The 14,667-nt window shown below is 64.9% G+C and carries 12 protein-coding genes; 10 read left to right on the top strand and 2 right to left on the bottom strand.

All coding sequences use genetic code 11. From position 1 onward, the window contains the following. Positions 1-55: 55 nt before the first annotated feature. The 8 genes from K8U54_RS06815 to yegQ all read left to right on the top strand — a co-directional run bounded on the left by K8U54_RS06815 (position 56) and on the right by yegQ (position 9,507). Positions 56-556, top strand: a complete 501-nt coding sequence (locus K8U54_RS06815; RefSeq protein ID WP_249909431.1) for an ATP-dependent zinc protease family protein — start codon at positions 56-58, stop codon at positions 554-556. Positions 557-661: 105 nt separating this feature from the next. Then, positions 662-2,689 carry a methyl-accepting chemotaxis protein gene (locus K8U54_RS06810; protein ID WP_249909430.1) on the top strand — a complete coding sequence of 676 codons (2,028 nt, stop codon included), beginning with the start codon at positions 662-664 and terminating at the stop codon, positions 2,687-2,689. Positions 2,690-3,448: 759 nt separating this feature from the next. Next, complete coding sequence (creB, locus tag K8U54_RS06805) at positions 3,449-4,129, top strand: two-component system response regulator CreB (RefSeq protein ID WP_249909429.1); 681 nt, start codon at positions 3,449-3,451, stop codon at positions 4,127-4,129. A 30-nt stretch (positions 4,130-4,159) separates the two neighbouring features. After that, positions 4,160-5,581, top strand: coding sequence for a two-component system sensor histidine kinase CreC (gene creC, locus K8U54_RS06800; RefSeq protein WP_249909428.1), 1,422 nt, complete (start codon positions 4,160-4,162; stop codon positions 5,579-5,581). A gap of 121 nt (positions 5,582-5,702) precedes the next feature. Then, a complete protein-coding gene (locus tag K8U54_RS06795) occupies positions 5,703-6,140 on the top strand; it encodes a CBS domain-containing protein (protein WP_013792942.1) in 438 nt (145 codons plus the stop codon). A gap of 148 nt (positions 6,141-6,288) precedes the next feature. Continuing rightward, on the top strand, positions 6,289-7,638 hold the full coding sequence (gene creD / locus K8U54_RS06790) for a cell envelope integrity protein CreD (protein WP_249909427.1): 1,350 nt from the start codon (positions 6,289-6,291) through the stop codon (positions 7,636-7,638). A 45-nt stretch (positions 7,639-7,683) separates the two neighbouring features. After that, positions 7,684-7,986, top strand: coding sequence for a hypothetical protein (locus K8U54_RS06785; protein WP_249909426.1), 303 nt, complete (start codon positions 7,684-7,686; stop codon positions 7,984-7,986). 213 nt (positions 7,987-8,199) lie between these two features. After that, entirely contained in the window at positions 8,200-9,507 is a 1,308-nt protein-coding gene (gene yegQ, locus K8U54_RS06780) for a tRNA 5-hydroxyuridine modification protein YegQ (protein ID WP_249909425.1), read from the top strand. 100 nt (positions 9,508-9,607) lie between these two features. Here yegQ and K8U54_RS06775 read toward each other — a convergent pair whose 3' ends face one another. Then, positions 9,608-10,315 carry a 3'-5' exonuclease gene (locus tag K8U54_RS06775; RefSeq protein ID WP_249909424.1) on the bottom strand — a complete coding sequence of 236 codons (708 nt, stop codon included), beginning with the start codon at positions 10,313-10,315 and terminating at the stop codon, positions 9,608-9,610. Continuing rightward, the gene (locus tag K8U54_RS06770; protein ID WP_249909423.1) at positions 10,312-12,243 is read right to left on the bottom strand and encodes a putative nucleotidyltransferase substrate binding domain-containing protein; all 1,932 of its coding nucleotides are present in this window, start codon (positions 12,241-12,243) and stop codon (positions 10,312-10,314) included. The genes K8U54_RS06775 and K8U54_RS06770 overlap by 4 nt, the downstream gene beginning before the upstream one ends. A 200-nt stretch (positions 12,244-12,443) precedes the next feature. Here K8U54_RS06770 and K8U54_RS06765 point away from each other — a divergent pair, with 200 nt between their 5' ends. Then, positions 12,444-13,487 (top strand): glycoside hydrolase family 5 protein, encoded by a 1,044-nt coding sequence (locus tag K8U54_RS06765; protein ID WP_249909422.1) that lies wholly within the window; start codon positions 12,444-12,446, stop codon positions 13,485-13,487. A gap of 87 nt (positions 13,488-13,574) precedes the next feature. Then, positions 13,575-14,618 carry an acyltransferase family protein gene (locus tag K8U54_RS06760; protein ID WP_249909421.1) on the top strand — a complete coding sequence of 348 codons (1,044 nt, stop codon included), beginning with the start codon at positions 13,575-13,577 and terminating at the stop codon, positions 14,616-14,618. Positions 14,619-14,667 lie beyond the last annotated feature (49 nt).

Below are 14,667 nucleotides of genomic sequence, written 5' to 3'. Positions count from 1 at the left end.
CATTCACGCCTGCCCCAGTCCCAATGTTCTCCCTTTGATATGAGGACGTTAAGGCGTGAAAACCGTTCTAGCCCTGTTGGCCGCAGCCATCACCCTGCCGGCGATGGCCGACCAGCCGACTCTCTACGGTCGCTACGAATACATTCAGCTTCCCCAGCTCGGCCAGACCCTCAAGGCCAAGATGGACACCGGTGCCATGACCGCCTCGCTGTCGGCCCGCGACATCGAGCAGTTCGAGCGCGATGGCGAGGACTGGGTGCGCTTCCGCCTGGCCGTCGACGACGCCGACGATCAGCTGTTCGAGAAGCCCCTGGCACGTGTCACCGAGATCAAGAACCGCGCCGAGGAAGGCAGTTCCGCCAAGCCATCCTATTCCGCGCGCCCGGTCGTCAACATGGACATCTGCCTGGGCGAAGAGAAGCGCACCATCGAGGTCAACCTCACCGATCGCAGCCATTTCGACTACCCGCTGTTGATCGGCGCCAGTGCCATCCGCAAGCTGGATGCGGCCATCGATCCGTCCAATCGCTATACCGCCGAACAGCCCAACTGCTGATCGCTGCGGGCTGCGCCTCGCCTTCGCACAGACCGGTGCGATTCTTGCCTTGAAATGGCACATTGCTACGGCGTTCTTGGACCGTGGCGCGTTTCGAGGTGATGTATGTGGGGATTGCTCAAACCGGGTATACGCGTGCTGGAACGCGTGAGTTTCGCCCGCAAGTTCCAGTTGCTGTTCGTGCTGTTCGTCATCCCCCTGGGCTACGCGCTCTGGGTGATGATGAGTGGCAACCTGGAGCGCATCGAGGTGCTGCGCAGCGAGGTAGACGGCATGCACGGTGTGCAGGCGCTGGGTACGGTCGAGCAGGAGCTGCACGAACAACGTTTGTTGCTGGCCCGCTGGAAGGGCAATGACAAGGCAGCCGAGGCGCTGCTGCGCGAGCGTGGCGGCAAGCTTGCCGAGGCCCTGGCGGCCGCCGCCGAACAGGTGCAGCTGACGCCGAGCGAGGAAACCGGCCCGCAGCTCGACGCCCTGCAGGCCTCGGTCGCTGAACTGGATCTCGCCGTGCTGGGTAAAATGGCCCTGCTCGACGCCCTCGAGCGTTACCAAAAAACACTGTCCCTGCTCACGGTGCTACGTGAGCAGGTTGCCACCGACAGTGGCCTGATCCTCGATCCATTCCTCGACACCTACCTGATGATGGAGCAGATGACCCAGACCCTGCCGCGCCTGTCCGACAACCTGGGCAACTTTGCCAGCCAGGGGTACGGCTCGCTGGTGGCGCAGCATTTCACCCTGCAGAACCGCGTGGCGGTGCGTGACCTGCGTCGCTCACTGGAACAAGCTGGTGCACAGATCGCCAAGTCGCGCACCGCTTTGCAGCAGGCCTCGCCGCGGGCCATGCAGGCCCTGCAGCAGCCCTACGCCCAGGTCGAGGAGGGGTTGCAGACCTTTCTCGCCGAGGTCGACCGCGACATGTTCGAGGCCAGCCCCATGGTGCTGCAGCCGGCGCAGTTCGTGCAGCAGGTACAGGCGCTGCAGGAAAACGTCAGGGTTCTGCGTCAGGCGGTGTACGCGCAGTTCAGCGCCAATATCGGCGATTACCAGGGCAACGCTCGCCAGGACATGCTGCACACCACGCTGATCTTCGCCGTGCTCACCCTGCTGGCGCTGTACCTGCTGCTGTGCCTCAATGCCTCCATCCGCCGCAGCACCGCCGGCATCATCCAGGCGGCCGAAGGCCTGCGTGATGGTGACCTGCGGGTGCGCATGCAGGTACATGGCGCCGATGACCTGGCGGCGATCTCCACGGCGCTGAATGCCGCCGTCGCCCAGTTGCGCGATTCCATGCAGGGCGTCGGCCGCGAAGGGCAGAGCCTCGACGAGACCGTGCGCAACCTGGGAAGCCAGGCCGCGGGCTCCTTGAGCGCGGTCGAACAGCAGCAGGCGCAGATGAGCCAGATCGCCACCGCCGCCACGCAGATGGCCGCCACCGCCCAGAGCGTGGCGCAGAGCTGCGAGCAGGCTGCCCAGGAAGCCGGGCAGACCCGCGAGATCGCCAACCAGAGCAACCAGCGTAGCGCCCGCACCAGTGCCAGCATGCGTGAGCTCGCCGAGCGCCTGGCTGGAAGCGCGCAGACCCTGCAGAAGCTGCGCCAGCAGACCGAGCAGATCACCCGGGTGGTCGATGTGATCAAGGGCATCGCCGAGCAGACCAACCTGCTGGCGCTCAACGCCGCCATCGAGGCGGCCCGCGCAGGCGAGCAGGGCCGTGGCTTCGCGGTGGTCGCCGACGAGGTGCGTTCGCTGTCGCAGCGCACCCAGAATTCCACGGCGGAGATCGCCCAGACCGTCGGTGACCTGCACAAGGTGGTGGGGCAGTCCGTCGCCGAGATGGAGCAGGCCATGCATCAGGCCGAAGGTGATGTGGGCAACGTGCTGGCGATGAGTGCGGACCTCGACGGCATCGTCGAGTCGGTGCAGCGGGTCAGCGACCGACTGGCGCAGATCGCCACCGCCGCCGAGCAGCAGGCGGCCACTGCCGACGAGGTGAGTGGCAATATCCAACAGGTCGACCAGGCCGCCAGTGAATTGCTCAGCGGTGCGCGGATGGTCAGCGACGCCTGTGAACAATTGCGCCGTGGCAGCGAAACCCTGTCGCGCAACACCGGCCGTTTCCAGGTGGATTGAGTGCGCGGGGGACGGCTGATCAATAAATGAACGATCTCTTGCAGGCCTCGATTTCAGGGGCCTGCAAGGGATGATCTCCAGGTTGTCCACAGGCTCATGCACGCGCATTGTGCATGAATGCTCCCATCCCTGCGCGACCTTATTTCACGCCTGCTACAGGCCATAAAGTCAAGCAATACAGCAGGTTGGAGCGATTGTGGATGGGCCTGGTCAATAACTGATCAAATGCCAGAATGCCACGAGCGGCGTGGCTTTCAGGGTTCGATACCGGGTTTATCCACAGAACCTTCCACGGCTATTGTGTACAGTGCAGCGGTTTGCACAGCGAGTTACCGCCGTGTCTGTACCTCGTCGTAGGGAAAGCGGATTTTCCGGTAGTCACCTGGCCTTGGTCAGTTAATGATCAGCATGCCAGGAGTCCCGTATTTCGTGGGCTGCAGCCTCCCATTCAAGGGTTATCCACAAAGTGTTCCACGCAACCTGTGCATTGTCCCCAGCACCTCGGCGTTCTCGCATCCCTTGACAAAATTCTTTTGATAACAGTGGCTTGTCACGACTTGTTCTGTGAATAATCGACTGCTCAAATAATGATCGGCTTGCCGAAAGCCGCATTTTTCCTGGCGTACAGCCTTTCACACCAAGCTTATCCACAGAATGATCCACCCGTTTTGTGCATGACCGCTTCAGACCCCTGTGCTATTGACGCTGGCCACGGCCTCGCGCAGGCTCCGCAACCCACGTGCCGCAAGGATGCCAACCATGGCGACCATCCTGATCGTCGAAGATGAAGCCGCAATCGCCGATACCCTGGTCTATGCCTTGCAGGCCGAGGGCTTCGTCACCCGCTGGTCGACGCTCGGCGGCGAGGCGCTGGCGCTGCTGGAGCGCGAGGTTTACGACCTGGTGATTCTCGACGTCGGCCTGCCCGACATCAGCGGCTTCGAGGCCTGCAAGCGGTTGCGGCGTTTTTCCGAAGTGCCGGTGATGTTCCTGACTGCGCGCAATGACGAGATCGACCGCGTGGTGGGGCTGGAAATCGGCGCGGATGATTACGTGGTCAAGCCCTTCAGCCCGCGGGAAGTGGCGGCGCGGGTCAAGGCCATTCTCAAGCGCGTGGCGCCCCGCGAGCCGGTGGCCGCCAAGCCCGATGAAGGTCCGTTCCGCCTCGACAGCGAGCGGGTGCGCATCGACTACCACGGCCAGCCCCTGAGCCTGACCCGCCTCGAATTCCAGTTGCTGCACTGCCTGCTCGGCCAGCCCGAGCGGGTGTTCAGCCGCGAACAATTGCTCGATGCGCTGGGTGTCGCGGCAGACGTGGGTTACGAGCGTAATATCGACAGCCATATCAAGAGCTTGCGCGCCAAGCTGCGCCAGGTCGCGCCCCGGGCCGAGCCGATCCAGACCCACCGCGGGCTGGGTTACAGCCTGCGCCTCGAATAGCGCCATGCCCAGCCTTCAGGAGGCCTGCTGATGCCGCTCGGAGTCCGTATCTTTCTGGCCTACTTCCTGTTCGTCGGGCTGTCCGGCTGGTTCGTGCTGAGCACGGTGATGGACGAGATCCGCCCGGGCGTGCGCCAGTCCACCGAGGAAACCCTGGTCGATACCGCACACCTGCTGGCGGTGCTGTTGCGTGAGGAGGTGCGCGACGGCCGCCTCGCCCAGGGGCAACTGCCCGAATTGCTCAAGGCCTACGGCCAGCGCCAGCCCGGCGCGCAGATCTGGGGCGTGGCGAAGAATCAGGTCAACCACCGCATCTACGTCACCGACGCCAACGGCATCGTATTGCTCGACTCCAGCGGCCTGGCGGTCGGGCAGGATTACTCGCGCTGGAACGATGTGTACCTGACGCTGCGCGGCCGCTACGGCGTGCGCTCGACCCGCGAAGACCCGAACGATCCCGATTCCTCGGTGATGTATGTGGCTGCGCCGATCATCGATGGCGAGCGGATTCTCGGCGTGGTGTCGGTGGCCAAGCCCAATCGTACGCTGCAGCCTTATATCGAGCGCTCGCAGCGGCGCCTCGGCTGGCTCGGTGCCGGGCTGATCGGCCTGGGCCTGCTGGTTGGCGGCTTGCTCAGCTGGTGGCTGAGCGGCTCGCTACGGCGCCTGACCCGTTATGCACAGGCGGTCAGCGAAGGCCAGCGCGCCGAGCTGCCCCAGGTCCGTGGCGGCGAACTCGGGCAGTTGGCCCAGGCGGTGGAGCGCATGCGCACCGAGCTGGAGGGCAAGGCCTACGTCGAGCGCTACGTACACACCCTGACCCATGAACTGAAGAGCCCGCTGGCGGCAATTCGTGGCGCCGCCGAGCTGCTGGAGGCCGAGATGCCCGAGGCCCAGCGCCAGCGCTTCGTGGCCAATATCGGCGAAGAGGGCGAGCGCCTGCAGAACCTGGTCGAGCGCCTGCTGCACCTGGCGCAGGTCGAGCAGCGCCAGGGCCTCGAGGAGCGCGTCGCCGTGCCGCTGCACGCCATGATCGACGAGCTGGTGCAGGCCCAGATGGCGCGTATCGAACAGCGCCAGGTGCGTGTGGTTAACCAGGTCGATGCCGCGCAGACGCTGTTCGGCGAGCGTTTCCTGCTGCGCCAGGCGCTGAGCAACCTGCTCGACAACGCGCTGGATTTCACGCCGCCCGGCGGTCTGATCCGCTTTACCTGCGAAGACGATGGTGAGTCGCTGCAACTGCGCCTGTTCAATCAGGGGCCGGCGATTCCCGACTACGCCATGGCCCGCCTCACCGAGCGCTTCTACTCCCTGGCGCGCCCGGCCACCGGGCGCAAGAGCACCGGCCTGGGGCTCAACTTCGTGCAGGAAGTGGCGCAGCTGCATGGCGCCAGTCTGGATATCGCCAACGTCGAAGGTGGCGTGGAAGTGCGTTTGAGCTTCCCGCGTTAGGCGCCGTGGCTACGACCTCGGCGATGCTGGCGACGACTTGTCGCAAACAGGGTGGGTACAGATGCCTGCACTTTGGCTATTCTGAAGCCGTTCGCCAATCTACCGGGACAGGAAGACGCGCATGAAAAAGACCGTGGCCGACGTGCTCAAGAGCAAGCCGATATCCAACGTATACAGCGTCACCCCTGACAGCAGCGTGTTCGCCGCAGTGAAGCTGATGGCCGAGAAGGGCATCGGCGCCCTGGTGGTGCTCGAAGGCGAGCGCCTGGCCGGTATCGTCAGCGAGCGCGATTACGTGCGCAAGGTCGCCGTGCAGGAGCGCTCGCCGGCCAACCTCAAGGTCAGCGAGATCATGACCGCCAAGGTCATTACCGTGAGCCCGGGCGAAGATGCCCGCCATTGCATGGAGTTGATGACCAACGGTCGCCTGCGCCACCTGCCTGTCGTCGAAGATGGGCGCCTGGTCGGCCTGCTGTCCATCGGCGACCTCGTCAAGGACATCATCAGCCAGCAGGAAAACCTGATCCAGCACCTGGAACAGTACATCCGCGGCGAATGACCGATGGCTGCGCCCGCAGCCGTCCAGCCCGGCGGGTGACGCCTGCCGGGCTCCTCACAATTCCCACATAAACTCCATCCGCGCTCCATGCTGCCTTCACCGGGGCTGGCCAGACTGCGTGCATCCCAACTGCACGGAGCGCTGTGCCATGAACCGAAGCCTGCTGTTCAAACTGGGCACCATTGCCCTGCTGATTCTGCTGTTGATGATTCCCCTGCTGTTGATCGATGGCCTGGTGGGCGAGCGTCAGGGCGCGCGCGACGATGTGCTGCGCGATATCGCCCGTAGCTCCAGCTACGCCCAGCAGATCAGCGGGCCGATCATGGTGGTGCCGTATCGCAAGAAGGTACTGACCTGGAAGACCCGCAAGGACAGTGACGAGCGTTACCAGGAAGAATCGATCGAGCAGGGCCGCCTGTACTTTCTGCCGGAGCGCTTCACCCTCGACGGCGACGTGCGTACCGAGCTGCGTTATCGCGGCATCTACCAGGCGCGCCTGTATCACAGCGATAGCCAGGTCAGTGGCGAGTTCAAGGTGCCGGCCAACTACGGCATCAGCGATGTCGATGCCTACTGGTTCGGCGAGCCCTTCATCGCCGTGGGCATCAGCGATGTGCGAGGCATCGGCAACGACCTCAAGCTGCAGCTCAACGGCGCCAGCCTGAGCTTCGAGCCGGGCAGCGGTGACGACAACTTCGGCAGCGGCGTGCACGTGGCGCTGCCGGCGCGCGACAGCCGCCTTGAACAGGCCTACCGCTTCGCCTTTGACCTCAAGCTGCAGGGCACCGAGCAACTGAGCATCACCCCGGTGGGGCGCGAGAGCCAGGTCAGCCTGCGCTCGGACTGGCCGCACCCGAGCTTCGTCGGCGAGTTCCTGCCCAACCAGCGCGAGGTGACCGAGCAGGGCTTCACCGCCAAATGGCAGACCAGCTTCTTCGCCACCGACATGCAGGACGCCCTGAGCAGCTGCGTCAGCGGTTCCTGCGCCACGATGCAGAGCCGCGCCCTCGGGGTCAGTTTCATCGATCCGGTGGACCAGTACCTCAAGGCCGACCGGGCGATCAAGTACGCACTGCTGTTCATCACCCTGACCTTCGCCGTGTTCTTCCTGTTCGAAGTGCTCAAGCGTATGGCCGTGCACCCGGTGCAGTACGCCCTGGTCGGTTTGTCCATGGCGCTGTTCTACCTGCTGCTGCTGTCGCTTTCCGAGCACCTGGGCTTCGCCGTCGCCTACGGCCTGTCCGCCCTGGGCTGCGTGGCGCTGAACGGCTTCTACGTCAGCAGCGTGCTGCGCAGCTGGTTGCGCGGGACGGCCTTCGGCGGCCTGCTGGCCGCCTTGTACGGGCTGCTCTATGGCCTGCTCAGCGCCGAGGACTACGCCCTGCTGATGGGCTCGCTGCTGGTGTTCGGCGTGCTGGGCTGCGTGATGGTGCTGACCCGCAAACTCGACTGGTACGGCGTCGGCCGCCCGGCCAACAGCGACACCCTGACTTCCTGACCCTTTGCCGGGGCGTGCCACAGTGCACGCCCCATGGAGATCGCCATGCGAGTATTGATGCAATTTTCCGCCTGCTTCGCCCTCGGCCTGTGCATCGCCGGAGTGCTCTTGATCGGCATGATGTTCGTCGGCCGCTTCGACTGGATCGAGGCGCTTATGCTCAGCGGCTGGCCGGTCGCCACCCTGAGCCTGCAGCTGTTGCCGGAGGCGTTCTGGAACGGCCTGACCGGCGTGGCCGATGCCGCCGCCAACCGCTCGGTGCGATCGTTCCTGCAACTGTGCGTGGCCATGGCGCAGGTCGCCCTGCTGTTCGCCCTGGGTTTCTTCCGTCTGTGGTATCGGCGATGAGCGGGCGGCTCGGCTTGCGCGAAGAGCGCCGGGCCGGACGGCAACTGGCGCGCTCCATCGCTGCGTTGTTTCCCGCACCCGAGCCACTGCCCAGCGGCGGCCGACGGTCGCCGAGGCAGGTCTTCCAGGCGCCGTCATAGACCTGGATCAATGGTTGGGCGGGCCGGCCTCTCTAGAATCGCCGGCCCTGTTTTTCCGCGAGCCCGTTGCACCATGTCCAACCCACCGTTTCGCCCCGAGCTGCTGTCACCCGCCGGCAGCCTGAAGAACATGCGCTACGCCTTCGCCTACGGCGCCGATGCGGTATACGCCGGGCAGCCACGCTACAGCCTGCGGGTGCGCAACAACGAGTTCGACCATGCCAACCTGGCCCAGGGCATTCGAGAGGCCCGGGTGCTGGGCAAGCGCTTCTACGTGGTGGTCAACATCGCCCCGCACAACGCCAAGCTGAAGACCTTTCTCGATGACCTGCAGCCGGTGATCGACATGGCGCCGGACGCGCTGATCATGTCCGACCCCGGGCTGATCATGCTGGTGCGCGGTCGTTATCCACAGATGCCCATTCACCTCTCGGTTCAAGCCAACGCGGTGAACTGGGCCAGTGTGGCGTTCTGGCAGGGGCAGGGCCTGGAACGGGTGATCCTCTCGCGCGAATTGTCCCTGGGCGAGATCGAGGAAATCCGCACCCAGGTGCCGGACATGGAGCTGGAAGTGTTCGTCCATGGCGCGCTGTGCATGGCCTATTCGGGGCGCTGCCTGCTGTCCGGCTACCTCAACCGACGCGACCCCAACCAGGGCGCCTGCACCAATGCCTGCCGCTGGCAGTACGACGTCAAGGCGGCGGGCGAGAACGAGCTGGGTGAGATCGTTCGTGTGGTCGAGCCGACGCTGGGCATCGGTGCGCCGAGCGAGCAGGTGTTCGTGCTCGAGGATGGCGAGCGGCAGATGCCGGTCTTCGAGGACGAGCACGGCACCTACATCATGAACTCCCGGGATCTGCGCGCCGTGCAGCACGTCGAGCGGCTGGTGAAGATGGGCGTGCATTCGCTGAAGATCGAAGGGCGCACCAAATCCCATTACTACTGCGCGCGCACTGCTCAGGTGTATCGCCAGGCCATCGACGATGCCGTGGCGGGCCGGCCCTTCGATCGCGGCTTGATGGGCAATCTGGAGTCGCTCGCCAGTCGCGGCTACACCGAAGGCTTCCTGCGCCGCCATGTGCATGACGAGTACCAGAATTATGCGCACGGCAGCTCGCTGTCCGATCGCCAGCAGTTCGTTGCTGAACTGACTGGCGAGCGCCGTGGTGACTTGGCCGAAGTGCGCGTGAAGAATCGCTTTGCTGTCGGCGACGGCCTGGAGCTGATGACGCCTGAGGGCGATCTGCGCTTTACCCTGGAGCACATGGAAAACAAGGCGGGCGCAACGGTCGGCGTGGCGCCCGGCGATGGGCATGTGGTGTACCTGCCGGTGCCACCTGAGGTGGATCTGCACTTTGGGTTGCTGATGCGCGATCTCTGATTTCCCGGGTATCGCTTCGCTCAACCCGGGCTAAGGTTTTGCGCTGTCCTTGGATTCGTAGCCCGGTTTAGCCACAGGGGTAACCCGGCAAGGTGTGCCCTTACAGCGAAGGCCCCTGCAACCGCTGCCGCCAGCTCTTGAGTCGCTGCTCCAGCGCCTTGAGGCTGTCGATCTGTTGTTTGCGCGCGCGGCTGAACAGGATCAGGGCCAGCTCGGCGGTCACCAGGGCGTCGGCGCTGGCGTGGTGGCGCTGGCCGGCCTGCAGGCCGAAGTGCCCGGTCCAGTCATCCAGGCCGCCGTGGCGAATCTGCGCCTGGGGGCAGAGCATGGGTGCCAGTTCGGCGACGTCGTAGAAAGGGTGGCGCAGGCGCAGGTTGAGGGTGTCCTTGAGGGCGCGGGCCAGCATGCGCTGGTCGAAGCCGGCATGAAAGGCCAGCAGCGGGCTGTCGCCGAGAAACTCCATGAACGCCAGCAAGGCTTCGGCCGGCTCGATGCCGGCGGCGATGTCGCTCGGCGCCAGGCCGTGGATCAGCACGCTGGCACTGACGGTATGGCCGTCGCGGTGCAGGGTGCAGTCGAACTGTTCACCGAGCCTGATGGCGCCGCCGTCGATGACCACCGCGCCAATCGACAGCACCTCGTCACGCCTCATGTCCAGGCCACTGGTTTCCAGGTCCAGCACCACCAGGCGTTGTTGCGCCAGGGGCGTGTCGTCGACCGGTCGCGGTGCCGGCAGGGCGTTGCAGCGTTGCTGCTGGCCGGCGGGCAGGGGGCTGCGGCGGCGGGTCAGCCAGGCGAGTGCGTTCATAGTTGGTAGCGTAGCCCCAGGCTGGTTTGCAGACGCTGGGCCTGACGGAAGGATTCACGCAGGATGCGCCGGTCCAGGTGGTTGAGGCTGTCCGGGTCGAGGCGGTTGGAGTACGGCTGGCCCTGGCGTGCCTGCAACTGGTGCTGCTGCAGGCGCGTCTGCTGGATGAAGTGGTAGGCCTCTTCATAAGCGGCGCCGTCCAGCGCATCGATCAACCCGCGCTCGCTCAGCTCGCGCAGGCGCTGCTGGGTGTTGCAGGCCTTGATGCCGTTGGCCAGGGCCAGCAGGCGCGCGCCATCGACGAAGGGCGTGAGGCCCTGGGACTTGAGGTCCAGGGTGTCCTTGTCGGTACCACGCCTGGCCACCACGAAATCCCGGAAGCGGCCTACCGGCGGGCGCTGGCGCAAGGCGTTCTCGGCCATCATGCGCTGGAACAGGCGGTTGTCGGCGATCTGCCCGAGCAGTTCGTCACGCAGCTTTTCGCAGCCGCTGGCATCGCCCCACACGGTGCGCAGGTCGAAGTAGATGGTCGAGGCCAGCAGGTTTTCCGGCGAGGCCTCGCGCACGAAACCGGCGAAGCGCCGTGACCATTCCTGACGCGACAGGCACAGCTGCGGGTTGCCGGCCATGATGTCGCCCTTGCACAGGGTGAAGCCGCAGCGTGCCAGGCGCCCATTGATCTCCATGGCCAACGGCAGCAGGCGCCCGCGGATCTCGGCGGCCTGCACGTTGCTCTCGGCCTCGAAGAGGATGCCATTGTCCTGGTCGGTGTGCAGGGTCTGCTCGCGCCGGCCTTCGCTGCCGAAACACAGCCAGGTGAACGGCACGCCGGGGTCGCCCAGGTCTTCGATCGTCAGCTCGATCACCCGGCACACGGTGTGGTCGTTGAGCAGGGTGACGATATGGGTGATCTGGCTGGCGCTGGCGCCGTGGGCGAGCATGCGGTCGACCAGCTGGCGAACGTCTTCGCGCAGCGCGGCGAGGGTGTCCACCCGGCCGGCATGGCGAATGGTGCGGGCCAGGTGCACCAGGTCGACGCGCTGCAGGGAGAACAGGTCGCGCTCGGACACCACGCCGCACAGCTTGCCCTGTTCCACCAGGCAGACATGGGCGATATGCCGCTCGGTCATGGCGATGGCGGCGTCGAAGGCGCTGGCGCCTGGCGGCAGGTGGAACGGCGCCTGGGTCATCAGGCTGCTGATCGGCTGGTCGAGGGCGCTGCCGTCGGCCACCGCCCGGCGCAGGTCGCGCAGGGTGAAGATGCCCTGAGGGCGCTGGGCCGGGTCGACGATCACGATGCTGCCGACCTGCTGCTCGTGCATCAGCCGCACCGCTTCGCGCAGCGGCATTTGCGGCGCGCAGGCAATCGGTTGGCGCATGGCCAGCTCGCCCAGGCGGGTATCGAGCGAATATTGCGAGCCAAGGGTTTCCACGGCGCGCATCTGCACCTGCTGGTTGACCTGGTCGAGCAGGCTGCTGACGCCGCGCAGGGCGAAGTCACGCAAGGGCGTGGACTGGGCGAACAGGCGGGTGAAGGCGGCCTTGTCGAGCAGCAGGCAGAAGGTGTCTTCGCCGGCCAGGTGGGCGGTACGGGTAGCGCGCTCGCCGATCAGCGCGGCCATGGGGAAGCATTCGCCCCGGGTGATCTCGAAGGTGGTTTCCGTGCCGCGCCGCGCCGAATGCGGGCGCTGCCCGTGCACGCGGCCCTGCTTGACGATGTACAGGTGCTCCACCGGGCCGTCGTCCGGGTGGATGATCACCTCGTCCTCGGCGTAGAAGCGCAGCTGGCAGTGCTCGACCAGGTAGGCGAGGTGCGCGCTGTCCATCTGGTTGAACGGCGGGAATTTCTGCAGAAACTCCATGGTGCCATGCACGTTCTGGCGTACCGCTGTCTTGCCGGCCTGGACGAAGTCATCGGCTGGTTTCATCGCGCGCGTTCCTTTTGTTCTTGTAGCGGCATGCTGGCGAGCCGTGCCGGGAATCGACATAGGACATAAGTCTAGGGGACAGATCACCGGGCCGATTATGCGGGCCTGCGGTGAACCTCTCACCTCTATTGGCGTCCTGATGTGTCTGAGACGCTTTTTTCAGGCAGTCATCCCTTCCAGGCACAGAGGAGACATCCCCTATGAGTGGCAGCATCCTGCGTCACGCCGTGGCGCTCGGCACCAGCATCCTGTTGAGTTGCGGCGTCGCCAGCGCACAACAGAAGCCCGTCGAACTGATCGGCATCAATGTCGCGGGCGCGGGATTCGCCAGCTCGGTGCTTCCCGGCAAGCACGGCACCAACTTCTTTTTCCCGCCCAAAGGTTATTACGAGAAGTGGCAGCAGAAGGGCATCAGCTGGGTGCGCTTCTCCTTCATCTGGGAGCGGCTGCAGCCGCAGGCCAATGGCGAGTTCGACGAGGCCTACGCCAAGCTGATCGACAAGACCCTCGATGAAGCGCAGCAGGCCGGCATCGAACTGATGCTCGACGTGCACAACTATGGCCGCTACTACGGCAAGGTGATCGGCACCGACGACGTGTCGATTGCCGCCTACCAGAACCTGATGGAACGCATCGCCAAGCGCTGGGGCGACCACCCGGCCGTGTATGCCTACGACCTGATGAACGAGCCCTACGGCGCGGCCAACAAGTTCTGGCCGCAAGTGGCCCAGGCCGGTATCGACGGCGTGCGCAAACATGATTCGAAGAACGAGATCTACGTCGAGGGCGCCGAGTACTCGTCGGCACTGCGTTGGCCCAAGCTCAACGACAACCTGCTCGACCTGAAGGACCCTGCCGACAAGCTGATCTACTCGGCGCACATGTACATCGACCCGGATGCCAGCGGCAGTTACAAGACCGCCCTGGCGCCCAACCTGGATCCGCAGATCGGCGTCAAACGCCTGGAGCCCTTCGTCAACTGGCTGATCGAGCACAACAAGAAGGGCCATATCGGCGAGTTCGGCGTGCCGGCCGACGACGAGAGCGGCCTGGTGGCCCTGGACCAGACGCTCGCCTACCTGCAGAAGCACTGCATTCCGTTCACCTACTGGGCCGCCGGGCCGTCGTGGGGCAAGCACAAGCTGTCCATCGAACCGGTCAAGGGGGTGGATCGCCCGCAATGGGCGGTGCTGCAGAAGTACCTGGGAGGCGGCAACTGCACCAGCATCGGGCCGGGAACCTGATGCACGGGTTGATGCTCTGATCAGCGTGGCGGCGCTCCTGCCGCCGCCATCGCCTCCCACGCCGGACCTGATTTCAAGGATGCACGCATGACAAACCGCAATCTATGGGTGGATTACGCCAAGGCCATCGGCATCCTCCTGGTGGTCTACGGCCACGTGGTGCGCGGCTTGCTCAACGGCGGCATCATCACCGAGAACGTGGCCTTTCACTGGCTGGTGGACAGCATCATCTACACCTTCCACATGCCGCTGTTCTTCTTTCTGTCCGGGCTGTTCTTCTGGCATTCGCTGAACAACCGCGGCAGTGCCGGGCTGTTCTGCAACAAGATCGACACTATTTTCTACCCCTTCGTGCTCTGGTCGCTGCTGCAGGGCAGCATCGAAGTGGTGCTGGCGCGCTATACCAACGGCGGCGTCGGCATGGGCGAGGTGCTGGCGCTGCTGTGGTCGCCACGGGCGCAGTTCTGGTTCCTGTATGCGCTGTTCGCCGCGTTCTGCCTGGCGATCCTGTTGTACCGCAGTTTCTCGACGCGGGCCTTCCTGCCACTGCTGGTACTCAGCGCAGTGTTCTATCTGCTCCAGCAGTGGACGCCCCGTGTCGCCGCGCTGGTGTTCCTGGCGCAGAATTTCGTGTTCTTCGCCCTGGGCATCTGGTTCAACCAGATCCGCGGCAGCATCGAGCCCCGTGCCTCGGCCGTGGCGCTGGGTAGCGGCCTGGCCTTCGTGGTGGCGCAGTACGTATTCCACGGCCCGCTTGGCCTGACCTACGCGGATCGCGGTGCGGCGTCGCTGGTGGTGGCCTTTATCGGCATCCTGTTCACCGTCAGCCTGTGCATGGTGCTGGCGCGCCGGCCAATGGGCTGGATGCTGACCCTGGGCGCGTTGTCGATGCCGATCTTCCTGATGCACATCCTGGCCGGCAGTGGCGCACGGGTGATCCTCAGCAAGTTCCTGGGCATCAACGACGACACCCTGCATATCGTCCTGGGTTGCCTGGCCGGCGTGCTGCTGCCGATCATCGCCGCGAAGATCCTCGAGGCGCTGGGTATCAACTGGCTGTACGAAATGCCGGAGCGCTTTTCGGCTTATCGCTGGCAGCAACGTCGCGTGGCGCCACAGCCGGCAAGGTAACGACCGGGCTGTCGCCGGCTCTGCTGGCCATAAGGAAAAACCGCCTCTC

Origin of the sequence: Pseudomonas fulva, assembly GCF_023517795.1 — a bacterium.
Lineage (GTDB): Bacteria > Pseudomonadota > Gammaproteobacteria > Pseudomonadales > Pseudomonadaceae > Aquipseudomonas > Aquipseudomonas fulva_D.
Note: the sequence above shows the minus strand (reverse complement) of the source record. Positions and strands in the feature narration are given on the sequence as shown.

Excerpts from the sequence above, each read along its gene's own strand:
- K8U54_RS06795 (WP_013792942.1), top strand. The coding sequence starts at position 5,703 with ATGAAAAAGACCGTGGCCGACGTGCTCAAGAGCAAGCCGATATCCAAC.
- creC (WP_249909428.1), top strand. The coding sequence starts at position 4,160 with ATGCCGCTCGGAGTCCGTATCTTTCTGGCCTACTTCCTGTTCGTCGGG.
- K8U54_RS06810 (WP_249909430.1), top strand. The coding sequence starts at position 662 with ATGTGGGGATTGCTCAAACCGGGTATACGCGTGCTGGAACGCGTGAGT.
- K8U54_RS06765 (WP_249909422.1), top strand. The coding sequence starts at position 12,444 with ATGAGTGGCAGCATCCTGCGTCACGCCGTGGCGCTCGGCACCAGCATC.
- yegQ (WP_249909425.1), top strand. The coding sequence starts at position 8,200 with ATGTCCAACCCACCGTTTCGCCCCGAGCTGCTGTCACCCGCCGGCAGC.
- K8U54_RS06770 (WP_249909423.1), bottom strand. The coding sequence starts at position 12,243 with ATGAAACCAGCCGATGACTTCGTCCAGGCCGGCAAGACAGCGGTACGC.
- K8U54_RS06775 (WP_249909424.1), bottom strand. The coding sequence starts at position 10,315 with ATGAACGCACTCGCCTGGCTGACCCGCCGCCGCAGCCCCCTGCCCGCC.
- creD (WP_249909427.1), top strand. The coding sequence starts at position 6,289 with ATGAACCGAAGCCTGCTGTTCAAACTGGGCACCATTGCCCTGCTGATT.
- K8U54_RS06785 (WP_249909426.1), top strand. The coding sequence starts at position 7,684 with ATGCGAGTATTGATGCAATTTTCCGCCTGCTTCGCCCTCGGCCTGTGC.
- K8U54_RS06760 (WP_249909421.1), top strand. The coding sequence starts at position 13,575 with ATGACAAACCGCAATCTATGGGTGGATTACGCCAAGGCCATCGGCATC.
- creB (WP_249909429.1), top strand. The coding sequence starts at position 3,449 with ATGGCGACCATCCTGATCGTCGAAGATGAAGCCGCAATCGCCGATACC.